General features: G+C 66.6%; 20 protein-coding genes. 14 read left to right on the plus strand and 6 right to left on the minus strand.

What is annotated here, in order from left to right; genetic code table 11:
• Positions 1–14: 14 nt before the first annotated feature.
• Entirely contained in the window at positions 15–1,082 is a 1,068-nt protein-coding gene (locus AN233_RS02305; protein WP_058365250.1) for a phosphotransferase family protein, read from the minus strand.
• Between the two features lie 199 nt (positions 1,083–1,281).
• Between AN233_RS02305 and AN233_RS02310 the strand changes: the two genes are divergently transcribed.
• Positions 1,282–2,502, plus strand: a complete 1,221-nt coding sequence (locus tag AN233_RS02310) for an acyl-CoA dehydrogenase family protein (RefSeq protein ID WP_058365251.1) — start codon at positions 1,282–1,284, stop codon at positions 2,500–2,502.
• 60 nt (positions 2,503–2,562) lie between these two features.
• On the opposite strand, the gene AN233_RS02315 is transcribed toward AN233_RS02310, so the two are convergent.
• From AN233_RS02315 to AN233_RS02335, 5 genes are all read right to left on the minus strand, one after another.
• On the minus strand, positions 2,563–3,093 hold the full coding sequence (locus tag AN233_RS02315; protein WP_058365252.1) for a winged helix-turn-helix domain-containing protein: 531 nt from the start codon (positions 3,091–3,093) through the stop codon (positions 2,563–2,565).
• A 65-nt stretch (positions 3,094–3,158) separates the two neighbouring features.
• On the minus strand, positions 3,159–3,719 hold the full coding sequence (locus AN233_RS02320) for a class I SAM-dependent methyltransferase (protein ID WP_058365253.1): 561 nt from the start codon (positions 3,717–3,719) through the stop codon (positions 3,159–3,161).
• A gap of 1 nt (position 3,720) precedes the next feature.
• Entirely contained in the window at positions 3,721–4,161 is a 441-nt protein-coding gene (locus AN233_RS02325; RefSeq protein ID WP_058365254.1) for a DUF302 domain-containing protein, read from the minus strand.
• Between the two features lie 208 nt (positions 4,162–4,369).
• On the minus strand, positions 4,370–4,969 hold the full coding sequence (locus tag AN233_RS02330) for a DsrE/DsrF/DrsH-like family protein (protein ID WP_058365255.1): 600 nt from the start codon (positions 4,967–4,969) through the stop codon (positions 4,370–4,372).
• 2 nt (positions 4,970–4,971) lie between these two features.
• A complete protein-coding gene (locus tag AN233_RS02335; RefSeq protein ID WP_058365256.1) occupies positions 4,972–5,217 on the minus strand; it encodes a sulfurtransferase TusA family protein in 246 nt (81 codons plus the stop codon).
• A gap of 249 nt (positions 5,218–5,466) precedes the next feature.
• On the opposite strand from AN233_RS02335, the gene AN233_RS02340 reads away from it, so the two are divergent.
• From AN233_RS02340 to AN233_RS16700, 13 genes are all read left to right on the plus strand, one after another.
• Positions 5,467–6,660 carry an MBL fold metallo-hydrolase gene (locus AN233_RS02340; RefSeq protein WP_058365257.1) on the plus strand — a complete coding sequence of 398 codons (1,194 nt, stop codon included), beginning with the start codon at positions 5,467–5,469 and terminating at the stop codon, positions 6,658–6,660.
• Positions 6,661–6,668: 8 nt separating this feature from the next.
• Positions 6,669–7,226 carry a YeeE/YedE family protein gene (locus AN233_RS02345; RefSeq protein ID WP_058365258.1) on the plus strand — a complete coding sequence of 186 codons (558 nt, stop codon included), beginning with the start codon at positions 6,669–6,671 and terminating at the stop codon, positions 7,224–7,226.
• Positions 7,223–7,681: a YeeE/YedE family protein gene (locus AN233_RS02350; protein ID WP_058365259.1), complete on the plus strand. Its 459-nt coding sequence runs from the start codon at positions 7,223–7,225 to the stop codon at positions 7,679–7,681. The genes AN233_RS02345 and AN233_RS02350 overlap by 4 nt, the downstream gene beginning before the upstream one ends.
• Positions 7,682–7,688: 7 nt before the next feature.
• The gene (locus AN233_RS02355; RefSeq protein ID WP_058365260.1) at positions 7,689–8,864 is read left to right on the plus strand and encodes an inorganic phosphate transporter; all 1,176 of its coding nucleotides are present in this window, start codon (positions 7,689–7,691) and stop codon (positions 8,862–8,864) included.
• A 30-nt stretch (positions 8,865–8,894) separates the two neighbouring features.
• The gene (locus tag AN233_RS02360) at positions 8,895–10,184 is read left to right on the plus strand and encodes an MFS transporter (protein ID WP_058365261.1); all 1,290 of its coding nucleotides are present in this window, start codon (positions 8,895–8,897) and stop codon (positions 10,182–10,184) included.
• A gap of 561 nt (positions 10,185–10,745) precedes the next feature.
• Positions 10,746–10,910 carry a DUF7512 family protein gene (locus AN233_RS17075; RefSeq protein WP_176696611.1) on the plus strand — a complete coding sequence of 55 codons (165 nt, stop codon included), beginning with the start codon at positions 10,746–10,748 and terminating at the stop codon, positions 10,908–10,910.
• The gene (locus AN233_RS02365) at positions 10,900–11,958 is read left to right on the plus strand and encodes a sulfite exporter TauE/SafE family protein (protein ID WP_058365262.1); all 1,059 of its coding nucleotides are present in this window, start codon (positions 10,900–10,902) and stop codon (positions 11,956–11,958) included. Before AN233_RS17075 ends, AN233_RS02365 begins: the two co-directional genes overlap by 11 nt.
• A 235-nt stretch (positions 11,959–12,193) precedes the next feature.
• Complete coding sequence (locus AN233_RS02370) at positions 12,194–12,598, plus strand: helix-turn-helix domain-containing protein (RefSeq protein ID WP_058365263.1); 405 nt, start codon at positions 12,194–12,196, stop codon at positions 12,596–12,598.
• A 200-nt stretch (positions 12,599–12,798) separates the two neighbouring features.
• Positions 12,799–13,158 (plus strand): thioredoxin, encoded by a 360-nt coding sequence (gene trxA, locus AN233_RS02375; RefSeq protein ID WP_058365264.1) that lies wholly within the window; start codon positions 12,799–12,801, stop codon positions 13,156–13,158.
• Positions 13,155–14,192 (plus strand): NAD(P)/FAD-dependent oxidoreductase, encoded by a 1,038-nt coding sequence (locus tag AN233_RS02380; RefSeq protein WP_058365265.1) that lies wholly within the window; start codon positions 13,155–13,157, stop codon positions 14,190–14,192. The genes trxA and AN233_RS02380 overlap by 4 nt, the downstream gene beginning before the upstream one ends.
• Positions 14,193–14,394: 202 nt before the next feature.
• Entirely contained in the window at positions 14,395–15,219 is an 825-nt protein-coding gene (locus tag AN233_RS02385) for a ParA family protein (RefSeq protein WP_058365266.1), read from the plus strand.
• A complete protein-coding gene (locus AN233_RS17080; RefSeq protein ID WP_176696612.1) occupies positions 15,212–15,862 on the plus strand; it encodes a hypothetical protein in 651 nt (216 codons plus the stop codon). The genes AN233_RS02385 and AN233_RS17080 overlap by 8 nt, the downstream gene beginning before the upstream one ends.
• Positions 15,863–16,167: 305 nt before the next feature.
• Positions 16,168–16,452 (plus strand): hypothetical protein, encoded by a 285-nt coding sequence (locus AN233_RS16700; protein WP_125919957.1) that lies wholly within the window; start codon positions 16,168–16,170, stop codon positions 16,450–16,452.
• The last annotated feature ends 659 nt before the right edge of the window (positions 16,453–17,111 follow it).

A 17,111-nucleotide genomic window follows, 5' to 3' on the forward strand; every position in this document is an offset into this window, starting at 1 on the left:
CCGGGCGCTCGTCGCTACAGCCGCTCGGTCTCGCCCTCGACGTACGCCAGCGTCCGCGCCGCGAGCGTGGGCACCTGCGCCTCCATTTTGGGGTACAGCGGGTCGTCGCTGTCGTCGTTCAGGTGCCGCGCGAGGAACATCTCACCGAGCGCGGCCATCTTGTAGGCCGCGAGCGCCCGGTAGAACCGCTCGTGAGCGAACTCGCGGCCGGTCGTCGCCTCGTACCGGTCGATCAGCTCCGCGCGGGTCGGGTACCCCTCCCGTGCGGTGAACGTCGACATCAGGTCGGGCATCGCGGGGTCCGGATCGCCATCGTCGTACCAGAAGAGGAGCAGCCATCCGAGGTCGGCTAGAGGGTCCCCGAGCGTCGACAGCTCCCAGTCGAAGACGGCGACGACCTCCGGAGGCGTCCCGGGGCCGTACATGACGTTGTCGAGCTTGAAGTCGCCGTGAACGAGTGTTTCGGGGTGTTCGTCGGGGACGTTGTCCGCGAGCCACTCGCCGACGGCAAGCAGGTCCGGGACCTCCCTGACCGCCTCGGTCGTCTCGAACGCCCAGTTGAGCTGTCCCGTCCAGCGTTCGACCTGCCGGGCCGTGTACCCCGCGGGGCGGCCGAACTCGCCGAGCCCGACCGCCTCGTAGTCGACCGCGTGGATCGCCGCCAGCGTGTCGGCGAGATCGGTCCCGATCCGCTCCCGTGCGGCCGGGTCGGCGAAGCGCTCCGGCTCGGTCTCCCTGAGCACGTCGCCCTCGGTGCGCTCCATGACGTAGAAGTCGCTGCCGAGGACGGAGTGGTCGTCGCAGGCGCGGAGCGTCCGAGGGACGGGAACGGCGGTGTCACCGAGCGCGTCGACGACGTGATGCTCGCGAAGCACGTCGTGGGCCGTATCGGCCGTCTCCCCGGGCGGCGGTCGTCGGATCACCAGTTCGCGGTCGCCCCACGTGACGAACAGCGTCTCGTTGGAGTGCCCCTCGGCGTGCCGCTCGACTGCGAACTCCGCCGCCGGCCCGAACTCGTCCGTCAGATACGCCTCGAGCGCGTCGTCGTCGACGAGTCGATCGAGGTACTCGCGGTCGCTCACGCCCGACACGCCTCCGCATCGGGCGTTCTCGACGGAGCCGCGCTCGGTCCATTTTCCCTCGAACGGCTTTCACCGTCTGCGGCAGATTCGACTAACATTGTAAATCTATTTTTGTACATAGGTGGTCTCATTCGGGATTTATAGCCTTTTGGGGGACGTTCGCCGGAACGACTATTTACATTGCTAAATAAGGGGCGCCATGGAGTACGACGACATCGGACGCGGGCCGGAGGTCGCCGAGGCCGTCAGGGAGTTCGTCGACGAGACGGTCCTCCCGGTCGAGCGCGAGTGGCTCGGCCAGGGACCGATCCCGGCGGCCGAGATCGAGGCGTTGCGCGAGGTCGCGCGGGAGCGGGGGATCTACGCCCCGCAGGTGGCCGAGGAGTACGGCGGGCTCGGACTCGGCTTCCGCGAGATGCTACCGGTGTTCGAGGAGGCGGGCCGCAGCCTGCTCGGACCGACCGCGCTCCGGTGTGCGGCGCCCGACGAGGGCAACATGCACACCTTCGAGATCGCGGGCACGGAGGCACAGAAGGAGCGCTGGCTCCGGCCGCTAGCGGCCGGCGAGATGAACTCGGGCTTCGCGATGACCGAGCCCATGCAGGGCGGCGGGTCTGACCCGAAGATGCTGGCGACGACCGCGGAGAAGGACGGCGACGAGTGGGTCATCGACGGCCACAAGTGGTGGACGACCGGCGGCGTCGACGCGGACGTGCTGTTGACGTTCGCCCGAACCGACCAAGAGGCGCATCCGTACGCCGGCTGCTCGGTCATTCTCGTCCCGACCGACGCGGACGGCGTCGAGATCGTCCGGAACATCCCGCACCTCGGCGAGGGGCTGGTGGGGACGACCCACGCCGAGATCCGGTTCGACGACGTGCGCGTCCCGGTCGAGAACACGCTCGGCGAGGAGAACGAGGGGTTCACGCTCGTCCAACAGCGGCTCGGGCCGGCCCGGCTCACGCACTGCATGCGGTACGCCGGGATGGCCGACCGCGCGCTCGACATCGCGACCGCCTACCTCTCCGAGCGCGAGGGGTTCGGCGAACCGCTCTCCGAGAAGCAGGGGCCGCGGTTCCGGATCGCCGACCGCCGCACCGAACTCCACGCTGCGCGGACGATGGTCCGGCACGCGGCCGGGCGGATCGCCGACGGCCACGAGGCGCGCATCGAGGTGGCGATGGCGAAGACGTTCGCGGCGAACGTGGTCCAGGAGGCGATCGACGACGCGCTCCAGTTCTGCGGCGGCAACGGGATCGCGTACGATCTCCCCATCGCGCGCTTCCACGAGAACGTCCGGCAGTTCCGGCTCGTGGACGGCGCCGACGAGGTCCACCGGCGGTCGATCGCCCGCGACGCCTTCGAGGACCCACCGAGCGAGGAGCTGGAGGCGGTCACGCGGTTCGGCGAGTTCGACTGAGGCGGCGAGGCCGGTCGTGAAGGCCGTCTCGAGGTCGGGTGAGCGGGCGGGCGACGGCGGTCACTCGCCGTCGCCGTCCTCCTGAAACACCTCGAACAGCTCGGGGTCGGTCCCGAACTTGAGGACGTTCGTCACGACGGAGTTTCGGAGGTTGTTGATGAGGTCGCCGTGCTCCTTGTAGAACTCGTGGATCCACTTCGACTCCTGTTCGCGGTTCTCGAACATCATGATCGTCTTCCACTGGTAGTCGCCGTCCGAGAGGAAGTACATGAACGTGTGCCGGCTCGACCGGACGTGTTCGAGCGCGTCCCGCCAGTGCTCGTCGAACCCCTCGGGGTTGAACTGGAACTCGAACAGCGAGAAGAAGAGGTGCTCCTCGTTGGGGACCAGCGCCTCGCGGAACACGCCGTCCTCGCGCATCCGGCGGATCGACTCGTTGACCGTGACGTGTGAGACGTCGATGTCGTGCTCCTCGGCGAGCAGGTCGCGGAGCCCCCGAGAGGTGAGCTGGGGGTCCCGGGCGAGCTCCTGGAGGATGATCGTGTCCCGCTCGGAGAGGTTCCAGTCGGAGCGCGGCTGTTTCTCGGGCATGCTTTCCTGAAGGTGGACACGTCACCGTAATCAGTATTTGGACCGGGTCCCGGCCGCCGGACGGCTCACTCGGCGTGAGCGATCAGGAGGAACGTCTCCGGCCGTTCCGCCTCGAACCGGACGTCGAACCCGTGCCGGCGAAGCGCGCTCGCGGCCTCGGTGACGGAGAATCGCTCATCGACGGGCGGGCCGTGGGTGCCGCGACCGGACGCCGCCCAATCGGCGACGACGAACGTCGCGCCCGACCCGAGCACGCGGGCGACCTCGGTCAGCGCCGCGTCGTCCGCGAACTCGTGGTAGGTCATCGTCGAGAACGCGGCGTCGAGACTATCCGTCTCGAACGGGAGGTCGGCGACACCGCTCGTCACGAGGTCGACGTTCTCTGGGACGCCCTTCTCCCGGTAGTAGTCGTGCATCGCCTCCTGGATGTCGACCGCGGACACGTGGTCGACGGCCGGCGCGACGTCGTCGGTGTAGAACCCGGTCCCGCTCCCGAGGTCCGCGACCGTCTCGTCGCCGTCCGGCGAGAGGGCCCAGAGGAGTTCCTCCGCCGAGAGGAACCGGTACCGCTGCCGGGCCTCCTCGAGCCTGTCGGCGCGGTCGGCGTCGAACGTGTGGTACCCCATGTTAGAGGTTCGAAAACGCCTCGTCGACGAGTTCGCCGGTGTCGGCGACGATGTCCGCCATCTCCTCGTTGTCCGGCGCCATCCCGACCAGTCGCGCGATGCGCATGATCGAGACGTGATAGACGACCTGCGTTCCGGGTTCCTCCTCCCAGATGACGACGTTGCAGGCCATGAGCGCGCCGAGTTTGTTGTCCGTCGCGTCGAGCGCGCGGTCGGCGACCTCGGGGTTGCACGCGCCGAGCACGTAGTAGGGGTCGCGGCCCGCGTCGACCTTCTCGTTGAGCATCTCGGAGGGCGAGAACTCGACGGGGACGCCGAAGCCGGCGTCGGTGAACACGTCGCGGACGTGCTCGACGGCGTCCTCGTGGCTCATGTCGAGCGTCGCCCGCTCTTCGCCGATGTCCGCCGGGTCGATCTGGGTCGGGTCGATGGGGAGCGTCATTCGTGTGTTGTATTGTGTTTACAGAACAAAGTCTCTTTGGGTACACGGCCGCGGGGCCGGGCGGCAGCGACTCGGTGACTTCCGGATCCAGCTCATCCGGATCGAAATTCCTGGTTAGCGGTGGCTCGAGCGTGACCGGCCGATCGCCCTCGCTCCGCGGTAGCGTCGACGAGGCGAGAAATGGGATCCGGAATTCGAATGACAGCGATCAGACGAGGAGTTGAATGTCGGCGTCAGCCATGTCCTGGAGCGCCGTCGCCGCGCCAACGCCCGTCGTGACGCCGTCGTAGAAGTCGTCCTCGTCGTAGTCCATCAGGTCGATGGTCATCTGGCAGGCCTGGAACTCGACGCCCATCTCGAGGCTCGTCTCGATGAGTTCCTCGATGGTGGCGGTGTCGTTGTCCGCGATCTTCTTCTCCATCATCTTCGTCGTCACGCGGTCCATCCCGGGGAGCGCGGCGACGGCGTTCGGCACCGGCATGTTGGGGTTGCCGACGGAGCTCAGCTTGAGGTTCTTCGAGCGCTCCTCGTGGAGGATCTCCAGCCCCCAGAACGTGTGGAAGACGGTGACCTCGTAGCCGAACGCGGCCGCGGTGCTGGCGAGGATGAGCGGGGGGTACGCCATATCCAGCGTCCCCTTCGTCGCGATGATGCTCATCTTCTTGCCGTCCTCGCCCTCGGCCTCGGCGAGCGCGTCCTCGAGTTCGTCGACGCGCGCGGCCAGCTCCGCACGCGACGGCGCGTCGTCGGCCGGCGCGTCGTCGGCCGGCGCGTCGTCGGCCGGCGCGTCGGATGTGTCCGTGCTCATCGTTACGCCGTCTTGCGGACGTAGTGTCTGTACACGTCGTCGCCCTCCTCCTGGTCGACGAGCTCGACGCCCTCGGTGCCGGCGGCCCAGCCGTCGATGTCGCTCATGCTTCCGGGGTCGGTCGCCAGCACTTCGAGGACGTCACCCTCGGCCAGATCGTCGATGGCGGTCTTCGTCTTCACCACTGGCATGGGGCACGATGCGCCTTTCACGTCAAGCGTCTCCGTGATGTCGAATTCAGCACTCATTGGTTATCTGCTCCGTTAGTCTGTATTGGAGCTATCGCACAATACCCCCTGCCTAAGTAAAAGATTGTCGGTTTTTGTGAACACCGCCAACTACTGTGAAGCCGACATACACCGGTCAAGTCCCAATAAGCCGCATATATGGCGTTTAGGGGCATTATGCTGATTCGTCAACGCCAACAGTATTGTTTAGAATAGGAATTATTATGCGAACGCTTTTGTACGTCCACCCGGTAGAAAGGACTGCACAACATGAACGCCGACGACTTCCCAACTCCGGACGTCGACGTGGAATCCGTCGACCCGGAATCGCTCAAAGACCGCATCGACGCCGGCGAGGACGTGACGCTCCTCGACGCGCGCATGCAATCCGACTACGAGGAGTGGCATATCGACGGCGAGAACGTCACGTCGATCAACGTTCCGTACTTCGAGTTCCTCGAGGACGAGATCGACGAGGACATCCTCGCCCGGATCCCCGACGACCGCGAGGTGACCGTCCTGTGCGCGAAGGGCGGTGCCAGCGAGTTCGTCGCGGGCACGCTCGCGGAGCTCGGCTACGAGGTCAACCACCTCGAGGACGGCATGAACGGGTGGGCGAGCATCTACGAGGCCGTCGAGGTCGAGCGCTACGACGGCGCCGGGACGCTCATCCAGTACCAGCGCCCCTCCTCGGGCTGTCTCGGCTACCTCCTCTACGACGACGGCGAGGCCGCGATCATCGACCCGCTGCGGGCGTTCACCGACCGCTATCTCGCGGACGCCGACGACCTCGGCGTCGACCTACGGTACGCGTTCGACACGCACGTTCACGCCGACCACATCTCGGGCGTTCGTGACCTCGACGCGGAGGGCGTCGAGGGCGTCATCCCCGAGGCGGCCGTCGACCGCGGCGTCACGTATGCGGACGACCTGACGACCGCGGCGGACGGCGACACCTTCGCCGTCGGTGACGCCACCATCGAGGCCGTCTCCACGCCCGGCCACACGACCGGGATGACCTCGTACCTCGTCGACGGGAGCCTGCTCGCGACCGGTGACGGGCTGTTCATCGAGAGCGTCGCCCGCCCCGACCTCGAGGAGGGGGACGACGGCGCGCCCGACGCCGCCCGCATGCTCTACGAGTCCCTGCAGGAGCGCATCCTGACGCTTCCCGACGACACGCTGATCGGGGGCGCGCACTTCAGCGACGCCGCCGAGCCCGCCGCCGACGGCACCTACACCGCGCCGATCGGCGAACTCGTCGAGGAGATGGACGCGCTCACGATGGACGAGGACGAGTTCGTCGACCTGATCCTCTCGGACATGCCGCCACGGCCGGCCAACTACGAGGACATCATCGCGACGAACCTGGGGCAGAACGCCGTCGGCGACGACGAGGCGTTCACCCTGGAGCTCGGCCCGAACAACTGCGCCGCCAGCCAGGACTCGCTCGCGGGTGACTAACGACGCCGATGGTCACTGACCCAGTACTGCTCCAGGCGGCCGCCGACCTGTTCCCCAACGGGATCAGTCGCTACGCCGTCGGCGGACTGCTCGTCGGCCTCGGGACCGTCCTGATCTACGTCGGGACGGGGATCCCGGCCGGCGCGAGCACGTTCCTGGAGTCGACGCTGTCGTACGTCTCCGACCGGTCGCGGTTCCAGCAGTACGTCGGCTCCCGGGACTGGCGGCTCGTGTTCACGGCCGGCATCATCCTGGGCGGCCTGGCGTTCGCGGCGACGTTCCAGTCCGGACTGGTCACGAGCTCGCTGTACGAGCCCGGAACGACCGGGCAGCTCTACGATGTGGCCGGCGTGACGCTGTGGATGACCGACGTTCAGCCGTGGCGGCTGTTCGTCGGCGGCGTCCTGGTCGGCATCGGCACCCGGATCGGCAAGGGGTGTACGTCCGGCCACGGCGTCTGTGGCGTCGGATCGGCCTCGAAGACGTCGCTGGTCGGCGTGGTGACGTTCCTGACCGTGGCGATCGGCACCGCACAGGTCGTCGCCGCGCTGGGGGTGAGCCCATGAGCGACCGCCATCCGCTGTTCAAGCCGCTGGTCTTCGTCGGCGGCCTCGTCTTCGGGTTCGGGCTCGGGTTCAGCCACATGGCGCGGCCGGAGGTCGTGTTGAACTTCCTCCAGTTCGAGGACCTCGGCCTCCCGTTCGTCATGTTCGGGGCCGCGATCGTCTCCGGGATCGCGTTCGCGCTGCTCCCCCGGATCCGGGACGCCGCGCCCCTGACGGGCGACCCCTACGAGCGGCGCCTGAAGCCGTTCGACCGGAACGTCCTCGTCGGCGGCGCCGTCTTCGGGGTCGGCTGGGGCCTCTCCGGCATCTGTCCGGGCGCGGCGTACGCGAGCCTCGGCGTCGGCAACGTCACGATCCTCTGGGCGCTCGCCGGCATGTTCGTCGGCGCCTACGCCCAGGGCTACTGGCGGAGCCGCAGCCAGGCGCGTGACTCCGCCGTAACGGGCGCGAACTGACTCACGAATGGACCTCGCTCTCCTCGCCCTCTTCGTCGGTGCAGCGCTCGCCAGCCTGTTCATGGCGTGGGTCATCGGCGCCGGCTCCAGCGGCGCGACGCCGTACGCCCCCGCGGTCGGCGCGAACGCCATCGGGACCATGCGCGCCGCCTTCCTCGTCGGCGTGTTCGGCTTCGCCGGTGCCGTCACGCAGGGCGGCAGCGTCTCGGAAGCCGTCGGCAGCGGCCTCGTCGGCGGCATCAGCCTGCCCGTCGCCGGGGTCATCCTCGTGCTCGTGTTGGGCGCGGGGCTGATGGCGGTCGGCATCACGACCGGCTATCCGATCGCGACCGCGTTCACCGTGACCGGTGCCGTCATCGGCGTCGGCCTCGCGCTCGGCGGGACCCCGGTCTGGCCGAAGTACCAGCAGATCGCCGCCGTCTGGGTGTTGACGCCGTTCGTCGGCGGCGGTATCGCGTTCGCCATCGCGAGCGTCCTCCCGCGCCCCGGCGTTCCCGAGCGGTACAGCGTTCCCGCCCTGGCCGGCCTCGTCGGGGGCGTCCTCGTGAACGTCCAGTTCAGCTTCCTGGGCGAGGGGAGCGCCTCCGGGACCCTCCGCGGTCTCGGACAGCAGATGCTGGCTATCGACGGGACTCCCTCGGCGGTCGGGATAACCGGCTTCGCGGCGCTGGCCGTCGCCGCCGTCGTCTGGTGGGACATCAGCCGCGACGAACGCGGCGGCCTGCGGCGCGTGCTGCTTGCCCTCGGGTCGCTCGTGGCGTTCTCCGCGGGCGGGAGCCAGGTCGGTCTCGCCGTCGGGCCGCTGCTCCCGCTGCTCGAGGAGGTCGAGGTGGTGTCGACGTTCGCGGTGCTCGTCGGGGGCGGTTTGGGGATGCTCGTCGGCTCGTGGACGGGCGCGCCGCGGATGATCAAGTCGCTGGCGCAGGACTACTCGTCGCTCGGGCCGCGACGCTCCATCTCGGCGCTCGTGCCGTCGTTCCTGATCGCACAGCTGGCCGTGCTGCTCGGGGTCCCCGTCTCGTTCAACGAGATCGTCGTCAGCGCCATCATCGGAAGCGGCGCCGCGGTCGGCGGTCGGGAGGCGGTGGACGCGCGAAAGATCCTCCTGACGGTCGGGGCGTGGGCGGGGTCGTTCGGCCTCTCGTTCGCGCTCGCGTACGGCGCTGCGTACCTCCTGTTGTAACCACGAATGAACCTGTTGAACTCAAAACCGATGCCAACGACGACTAAACTCAGACAAGGAATCCGCGAACACCTCGGGCAGTTCTCGCTGCACGTCCTGCTCGTCTTCGCGACCGGACTGACCATCGGCTCCGAACGGACCGTCGTCCCCGTGCTGGGGGAAGAGGTCCTCGGCGTCGAGTCGTTCCTCGTGATCGGCTCGTTCGTCGTGTCGTTCGGTATCGTGAAGTCGATCCTCAACCTCTACGCCGGCAAGTGGGGCGAGGAGTACGGCCGCAAGCCCGTGCTCGTCGCCGGGTGGGTGACGGCGCTCCCGCTCCCGGTCATCCTCATCTTCGCCCCGAGTTGGGGCTGGATCACCGTCGGGAACGTCCTCCTGGGTGTCAACCAGGCGCTGACCTGGAGCATGGCGATCAACGCGAAGATCGACCTCGCGGGCCCCGACCAGCGCGGCCTCGCGGTCGGGATCGACGAGGCGTTCGGCTACACCGGCGTCGCCGTCGGCGCCTGGGTCACCGGCGTCATTGCCGGACAGTGGGGGCTGCGGCCCGAGCCGTTCTACTTCCTCGGCGTCGTCGTCGTGCTGGCGCTGCTCATCTCCGTCTTCCTGATCACGGAGACCGTCCAGTACGCGCGGGCCGAGGGCGACGACCACCACCACGACGCGAACCTGCCGTTCGAGGAGGTGCTGAAGCGCGCGACCTACGGCGACCGGACGCTGTTCGCGGCGGCGCAGGCCGGCCACGTCGAGAACTTCGTCGACACGCTGTTCTGGATCGCCGTCCCGCTGTACCTGACGAGTCAGGGGCTCGGCATCGCGGCGGTGGGGGTCGTCGTGGGCGTCCACAGCGCGATGTACTTCCTCCAGATCGCGACCGGCGGCCTCGCGGACCGCATCGGTCGCCGTCCACCGGTGATCTGGGGGATGTTCCTCGCCGGTGCTGGCGTCCTCGGGATGGTGCTCGTCGAGGGGTACCTCCCGTGGGCCGTGCTGGCCGGCGTCTCCGGGCTCGGGATGGCGCTTCTGTACCCGAACCTGATGACGGTCCCCAGCGACGCCGCGCACCCGACGTGGCGCTCGGCGGGGATGGGTGTCTACCGGATGTGGCGTGATTCCGGCTACGCCGTCGGCGCGGTCCTGATCGGACTCTCGATGGAGCTCGTGAGCGCGGCCGCCGCGTTCTACCTGACCGCGGCCCTGATGTTCCTCTCCGGCGGCGTGGTGTACGTGTGGATGGAGGAGACGCATCCCGAGTTCGGGACGCACGAGCCGCCCGCACCCGCGCCGTCCGGGGATGGTCCGGCCGGCACGGGGGACTGACGGGTCGCTTCGGCCGGTTTTCTGAGGCCCGCGGACGTTCTCGATGGGTTTCGACAGCGAGTGGCGACGAAGTCGGTGCGGTCGAGTGGTGGCATCCAGTACGAAAGCCCAAGCCACGCTCGGTACGGCGCATTTTTGAGTCTGTCTCGGTCGCTGATCCTGTGACTCGGAACGACGACGACACACAGAAAGTCCCACTCCCGCACCGCGACCGCACCGCACCGCAGCCTCGCCCCTCCCCAGCCTCGGCCGCGGGCCGGCCGCGAAACAGCACCGTACGCAGGCGGCCGGCCCGCGCCCTCCCTCGCGCGCGTTCCTCGCGCGCGCCCACCGTCAGTAACCGGTGAACGTGAAACGTGGAAGTGAACGACCAGCAGGTGGATCCTGGAGCGGATCGGTACGATACGTTCTCGATAAGTTATCGGTACTCCGGCCGAGGTTATCCGGATATAGTATTGTACAGTAACCCCAAAACCGTTATAGGCACAAGGCGGGTAGGGGGTGTTGAGCAGAAATGTTCCAACAGCGAATTTCCGCACTCGACTGTCGGAGGGAGAATCGATGGCAGGACTAGCGGTTCCGACGTGGGACCCGGAGACGGCCGTGCTTATCGGCACGATCCTCCTCGAAGCGATCGTGTTGTACGTGGGCTACGGCGGCCTCGAACGGCTCTTCGGACCCCGACTGATGAAACTCCTCATCGGAGGTGATGCGGATGCTCGATAGCCTCCTCGACGGACTCGGCATCGCTGGGACGAGTCCCGAGATGCTGGCGCTGTTCGTCGGGTTCGGCCTCGTCGTCGGGGTCCTGTTCGGGTTCTTCGGCATGGGCGGGTCGTTCCTCGTTACCCCTGCCCTCCTGATGCTCGACTACGAGCCGTCGGTCGCGGTCGGGAGCGGGATGGCGTTCGTCTTCGGGACGGCCGTCATCGCGACCCTGAAACACCACGACCTCGGGCAGGTCGACTACAAGCTCGGCGCGATAATGATCACCGGGACGACCATCGGGATCGAGGCCGGCCGCGCGAGCGTCTACTACCTCGAGTCGCTGGGACTCGCCGGCGGGATCATCAGCGTCGCCTACGTCGTCCTGCTCGGCGGCGTCGGGGCGATGGTGACTCGCGACGCCCTGAACGGTGACGGCGGGGGCGGGATCGACCACGAGGCGGCCGACAAGGACCTCAGTGAGTACGAGGTCCCCGAAATCGCCAAAACGATCCAGCGGACCGTCCGGATTCCGCCGATGGTGACGCTCCGCGGCGACGTCCGCGTCTCCGCGTGGGTCATCACGGCCGTCGCCTTCGCGACCGGCCTCCTGTCGGGTTTCCTCGGCGTCGGTGGCGGCTTCATCCGGATGCCGGCGATGATCTACGCGATCGGCGTCCCGGTGCCGGTCGCGGTGGGAACGGACCTCTTCGAGATCGTCTTCTCCGGCGGCCTCGGGAGCTACCTCTACGGGCAGGGCGGGGGCGTAAACCTCGGGATCGTCGTCCCGCTGCTGTTCGGGAGCGCCCTCGGTGCGCGTGTCGGCTCTGCCGCGACCGCCGTCGTCGACGCGGACGGGATCAAGATCTACTTCGGCGGGATGCTCCTGATCGGTGCTCTCGCGGTCGGCATCGGCGAGATCGGTTCCTACATCGGCAGTCCGACCCTGGAGCTGCTCGGGCTGGTTCTCGTCATCGGTGCGGCGGTCGTCGTCGCGGTCGCGATCCTCTATACCACGATCTCCTCACTGCGGGTGAAAAGCCACGGGCGAACGACCACCGCGGACTGATCGGTTTCGAGCTCCCCCCTATCGGTTCCCGCTACTCCTCTATTGATCCCCTCCACTCCCCTATCGATCCCCCGGTCGTCGTTGAGCACGCGTCCTCTCGATAAGATCTCCACGCGACGGAGAGCGATTCACAGTCACGCATTTACCCCGCCCTTCGCGACGTGATTCGTCACGGGATTGTGCGTATTGTGCAAAAGTCTTTTAACGGCACAGTGTCTACGTAGCATCGATAACAATGCCAGATTCGATGTCCGAACAGCTCCGCCGGGATATGGAGTGCGAGGGCCTGTTGGAGTGCTTCCACGGCCTCAAGGAGCTCGATAAGGAGTGCTTCCGGGCGCTCGTCGAGTCAGAAGAACCGCTGACGGTGGACGAAATTGCCGACGCGGTCGACCGCGAGCGCTCGACCGCCTACCGTGCAGTCCAGCGGCTGCTGCAGACCGGATTCATCGAGAAAAACCAGATCAACTACGACCAGGGCGGCTACTACCACGTCTACTCGCCGACGGACCCCTCCCAAATCGCCGACGACATGCAGCGGCTACTCAACGACTGGTACGCGAAGATGGGCCAGCTCATCCAGGAGTTCGAGACCAAGTACGAACAGTCCGAAACCGCGACCACGGCCGCCGAAAGCTAACTCTCCCCGCTTCTCTCTCCCTCTCTCTTTTCCCTCCCTCTCTCTCGTCTCCCCACCCCGAGTTCCATCACTTCCGACGATGGGCAAACTGCCTCGTGAGACGTGAGTATGACCACGAGTTCCCGCTGGTTTTCTATAGTGTGTAGTATTGTGAATAGTCTCCAAAACTCTTAATTAGCGGCGGAGCGTACGTACTGGTGATGGCAACCGACACTGCATCCGACGCCGGTACCGCGACCGCGAACGAACCACTCCACGTCGACGGGCAGTCGCAACTCGACGACATCGTCGCAGAGAACGATGTCGTCCTCGTGGACTTCTACGCCGACTGGTGTGGGCCGTGCCAGATGCTCGAACCGACCGTCGAGACGCTAGCCGCCGAGACCGACGCGACCGTGGCGAAAGTCGACGTCGACGCCAACCAGCAGCTCGCTGCTGCCTACGGCGTCCAGGGCGTTCCCACGCTGATCCTGTTCGCCGACGGTGAACAGGCCGAGCAAGTCGTCGGTCTCCAGGGTGAGGATCAGCTCCGCGCGCTCATCGAGACCCACAGCGAATGACTGAGGACAGCCACGACCTCGTCATCGCTGGTTCGGGCGTCGCCGGTCTCTCGGCGGCGGTCTACGCGGCCCGAGCCGACCTCGACCCCCTCGTTCTCGAGGGCGACGAGCCGGGCGGTCAGCTCACGCTGACGACCGACGTCGAGAACTACCTCGGCTTCCCTGACGGCGTCGGCGGTATGGACCTCGTCCAGCGCGGGAAAGAGCAGGCCGAGCAGTTCGGCGCGCAGTTTCGATACGGTCGGATCGAGGACGCAGACCTGGACGGCCAGCCCCTGGAGCTGTCGCTGTCGACCGGCGACACGATCTTCACGCGGTCGCTGATCGTCGCGACCGGCGCGAGCGCCCGCTGGGTCGGTGCCGAAAACGAGGACGAACTGATGGGATACGGGCTGTCGACGTGCGCGACCTGTGACGGGGCCTTCCACCGCGGCGACGACGTGCTCGTCGTCGGCGGCGGCGACAGCGCGATGGAGGAAGCGCTGTTCCTCGCGAAGTTCGCCGACTCCGTGACGGTCGTCCACCGCCGCGAGGAACTGCGAGCATCGGAGATCATGGTCGACCGCGCCCGCGAGCACGACGATATTCACTTCCGGTGGAACACTGAACTCGAAGCCATCCACGGCTCGCAAACTGAGGGCGTCACCGGGGTCACGCTCGTCGCTCACCCCGAGGGATATCCGAGAGAGAAAGCGGAGTCCGGAACGAACGTCGAGCGGGAGACCGTCGAGATGGGCGGCGTGTTCTACGCGGTCGGCCACACGCCGAACACGCAGTTCCTCGACGGCACCGGCGTCGAACGGGACGATAGCGGATACATCTTTACTCGGACCGACAACACTGGGCGGCCCTCCGCTCACACGGCAGTCGATGGGGTGTTCGCCGCCGGCGACATCGCGGACCCTCGCTATCGACAGGCGATTACGTCCGCCGGCACCGGCAGCATGGCCGCTCTCGACGCGGAGGAGTTCCTTGAGGCGCTCCCGGACGCGGACGAGTCGATGGCAACCGCCTCGGCAGAGACGGTCCCGTGACCGACCGTCCGCTGCCGCCGAACTGAAAATTTTAGAAATTCTGAAAATCTCGTGAGGTTTGCGCATTTTGGACATGGTTAAGTAGGCGGGATGTGTGGGACGCAACGATGACGAGAGCGCACGAGCCAGCCACCGATCGCCGCTCGCGGACGCCGACACCGGGGTCCGAGAACGGACGGCGATGTCGAGGAGGGGTCGAGTAATGGGCCGAGCGGTCAGCGTCTCGCTCCAGAAGGGCGGCGTCGGGAAGACCACAGTCGCGATCAACCTCGCGGACGCGCTTGCGGCACGGGACAACGAGGTGCTGCTCGTGGACTTAGACCAACAGGGGAACGCGACCGAGGGGGTCGGTCTCAAGGACGTCTACGAGAACGCGAGCCCGAACGTCGGCGACGTGCTCACGGACTCGGACCCCGTCGACGCCCGCGAGGTGATCGTCGACCGCGACGCATTCGACGTGTTGCCGGCCCACGTCGACCTGGACGAGACTGCGGAGAAGATCCGGAACTCGACGTTCGGGATGCTGTGGGTGCGCCGGCGCATCGTCGAACCGCTGCTGGACGAGGCGTACGACTACGTCGTGATCGACTCGCCGCCCAGCCTCGGTCCCCTCTCTGACGCCTCGCTCATCGGCGCCGGAAACGTCGTCGTCCCGCTGTTGATGAGCGAACCGAGCGTGAGCGGGTTCGAGCGCATGTGGGAACATCAGGTCGTGCCGATCCGCAACGAGGTCGAACTCGACCTGCTGGCCATCGTGCCGAACGACCTCAGCGGCAACAACGAGGAGAAACGGATCATCCGCGACCTCGAGGAGTCGCAGTTCGGGGCATACCTCCCCTCATTCTGTCGTTCGACCGAGTTCGACGACCCCGACTCCCCGGGTCCGGGGCTTCGCCATCGGATCGCGTTCAGCCGGGCGTGGCGCGAGGGGAAGACCCTCCGTGAGTACGACCCGGACAGCGACATGCTCGATCGGCTCGACGAGCTCGCGCGGATCGTCGAGGATGGAGGCGTGGCCGATGCCTGACGAGAACCGCTTCGCCGGGCTGACCGACGCGATGGAGGAGGAAGCGGAGGCCGAGGAAACAAAGGTTGACGAGGCGGAGGCCGACGAAGGGACCGACGACGCTAGCGACGACGCTAGCGAGCCCGCCGCTGACGCCGAACCGGCGGCTGGCGTGGATTCCGCCTCCGCTTCCGACTCCACCTCCTCTTCCGACCCCACCTCCTCTTCCGACCCCACCTCCTCTTCCGACCCCACCTCCTCTTCCGACCCCACCTCCTCTTCCGACCCCACCTCCTCTTCCGACTCCACCTCCGCTTCCGACTCCACCTCCGCTTCCGAATCGGCCGCGGCCGACGCGGGTGAGCCGGAGGACGCGGACGCCGAAGGGGACGCCGCGAAGGCCGGAGAGGCGACTGACGATATGGACCCTGTCGAAGTGCCGGCGTTCGCGTTCGAGGAGGCGTCGCCGAAGTCCATCTACGTCCGCGACGAAACGCTCGCGTTGCTGGAGGACGCGGAGTTCGAGGTCGAGGCTGCGCTCCGGCGGGACCGACAGATCCGAAACGTGACCGGGCGGGAGTTCCACGACGCCGCAGTTCGCGTTATCGCCGACCACGCGGAGGAGATCGCTGAGGAGATCGTTCGCCTTCGCGAGGAAGAGTGACGGAGCGCCTCGAGGGACACACCGGTCTGCAAGTGTTCCGGGAGTGAGCCTCGACGGGGATCCGAGGCGAACCCCACACACCACCGTGCAAGTGTTCCTGAGACGCCCGGTGCCTGAGCCACTCGATCGCTCGGCCCGGTGCCGTTCGTACCGGTCTTCGCACGACCATCGATCGTTCTTGTGGCCTTCCTTCTGATCTTTCTTCTGGACTTTCTATCGTTCTTGTCGCCGGTCCGTCGTGCTTTCCGTCGTTCTCGCGGTGTCCTTTGACGATGCGTTTTGCCCAGGCGGACACCCCCGTGCAAGTGTTCGAGTGGCTGTTCGGAATGGACAGCGAAACTGAATACGGCCGTATAGCGCGCTGTTTCCCGGATCGAAGCGAAGTGGCAGGGCCGAGAACACCGGTCTGCAAGTGTTCCAGGAATGAGCCTCGACGAGAGATCCGGACCGGTCCGGAGACACCCACCACCCTGCAAGTGTTCTGGAAGGGGGAGGGACATCGGGAGAAGAGGAACATCGGGAAGAAAGAGAAACACCGGTTGGTGGACTATCGGACACACACCCACCACCCTGCAAGTGTTCTCGGGTGAGAAAGGGCGGGAAAATCGGTCGTTAACGGGGTGTCGGTCGGACCCCCACCACCCTGCAAGTGTTCCGTCGGCGAAGCCGGTTCGACGAATCGGCCGCGAAGACGGAACACCTCGCGGCCGTGAAGACGGAACACCTCGCGGCCGTGAAGACGGAACACCTCGGCCAATTACCCCTTGAATCGGGGGATCTGGTCGACTGATCGAAACGGACACCCACCACCCTGCAAGTGTTCTGGAGCAGCGCCACGAGACGAGTATCCACAGAGCGACACAGTGGAACGACCACACACGCACACCACCCTGCAAGTGTTCTGGAGCAGCGCCACGAGACGAGTATCCACAGAGCGACACAGTGGAACGACCACACACGCACACCACCCTGCAAGTGTTCCAAGTTACAGACCGGAAGGGAAGGACAACGGGAGACGGGAGACCGAAGACTGTCGGGAGACGGGAAACCAAAGACTGTCGAGAGAAGGCAGAAACGAACGTGCCGTCCACGCGAACGACGAGGGGGACAGTCAGGTGAACCGCCAGAGGTTCTGCTGCGTCTCGTCGGAGCCGTGGGGCGCCTCGTAGGAGGTCGCTTCGCCCTCCTTGTGGTGTTGAAGGATTTCCCAGACGTTGCTCGGGAGGGCGTCGCTGTAGTCCGATTTCTG

Origin of the sequence: Haloparvum sedimenti (assembly GCF_001462205.1) — an archaeon.
Taxonomy (GTDB): Archaea; Halobacteriota; Halobacteria; order Halobacteriales; family Haloferacaceae; genus Haloparvum; species Haloparvum sedimenti.

Bases quoted from the DNA above. Each gene is read 5' to 3' on its own strand.
- AN233_RS02350 (WP_058365259.1), top strand. From the start codon at position 7,223: ATGAGCGACCGCCATCCGCTGTTCAAGCCGCTGGTCTTCGTCGGCGGC.
- AN233_RS02325 (WP_058365254.1), bottom strand. From the start codon at position 4,161: ATGACGCTCCCCATCGACCCGACCCAGATCGACCCGGCGGACATCGGC.
- AN233_RS02310 (WP_058365251.1), top strand. From the start codon at position 1,282: ATGGAGTACGACGACATCGGACGCGGGCCGGAGGTCGCCGAGGCCGTC.
- AN233_RS02370 (WP_058365263.1), top strand. From the start codon at position 12,194: ATGCCAGATTCGATGTCCGAACAGCTCCGCCGGGATATGGAGTGCGAG.
- AN233_RS02365 (WP_058365262.1), top strand. From the start codon at position 10,900: ATGCTCGATAGCCTCCTCGACGGACTCGGCATCGCTGGGACGAGTCCC.
- AN233_RS02315 (WP_058365252.1), bottom strand. From the start codon at position 3,093: ATGCCCGAGAAACAGCCGCGCTCCGACTGGAACCTCTCCGAGCGGGAC.
- AN233_RS02340 (WP_058365257.1), top strand. From the start codon at position 5,467: ATGAACGCCGACGACTTCCCAACTCCGGACGTCGACGTGGAATCCGTC.
- AN233_RS02335 (WP_058365256.1), bottom strand. From the start codon at position 5,217: ATGAGTGCTGAATTCGACATCACGGAGACGCTTGACGTGAAAGGCGCA.
- AN233_RS02345 (WP_058365258.1), top strand. From the start codon at position 6,669: ATGGTCACTGACCCAGTACTGCTCCAGGCGGCCGCCGACCTGTTCCCC.
- AN233_RS02360 (WP_058365261.1), top strand. From the start codon at position 8,895: ATGCCAACGACGACTAAACTCAGACAAGGAATCCGCGAACACCTCGGG.
- AN233_RS02330 (WP_058365255.1), bottom strand. From the start codon at position 4,969: ATGAGCACGGACACATCCGACGCGCCGGCCGACGACGCGCCGGCCGAC.
- AN233_RS02385 (WP_058365266.1), top strand. From the start codon at position 14,395: ATGGGCCGAGCGGTCAGCGTCTCGCTCCAGAAGGGCGGCGTCGGGAAG.
- AN233_RS02380 (WP_058365265.1), top strand. From the start codon at position 13,155: ATGACTGAGGACAGCCACGACCTCGTCATCGCTGGTTCGGGCGTCGCC.
- AN233_RS17075 (WP_176696611.1), top strand. From the start codon at position 10,746: ATGGCAGGACTAGCGGTTCCGACGTGGGACCCGGAGACGGCCGTGCTT.
- trxA (WP_058365264.1), top strand. From the start codon at position 12,799: ATGGCAACCGACACTGCATCCGACGCCGGTACCGCGACCGCGAACGAA.
- AN233_RS02320 (WP_058365253.1), bottom strand. From the start codon at position 3,719: ATGGGGTACCACACGTTCGACGCCGACCGCGCCGACAGGCTCGAGGAG.
- AN233_RS02355 (WP_058365260.1), top strand. From the start codon at position 7,689: ATGGACCTCGCTCTCCTCGCCCTCTTCGTCGGTGCAGCGCTCGCCAGC.
- AN233_RS17080 (WP_176696612.1), top strand. From the start codon at position 15,212: ATGCCTGACGAGAACCGCTTCGCCGGGCTGACCGACGCGATGGAGGAG.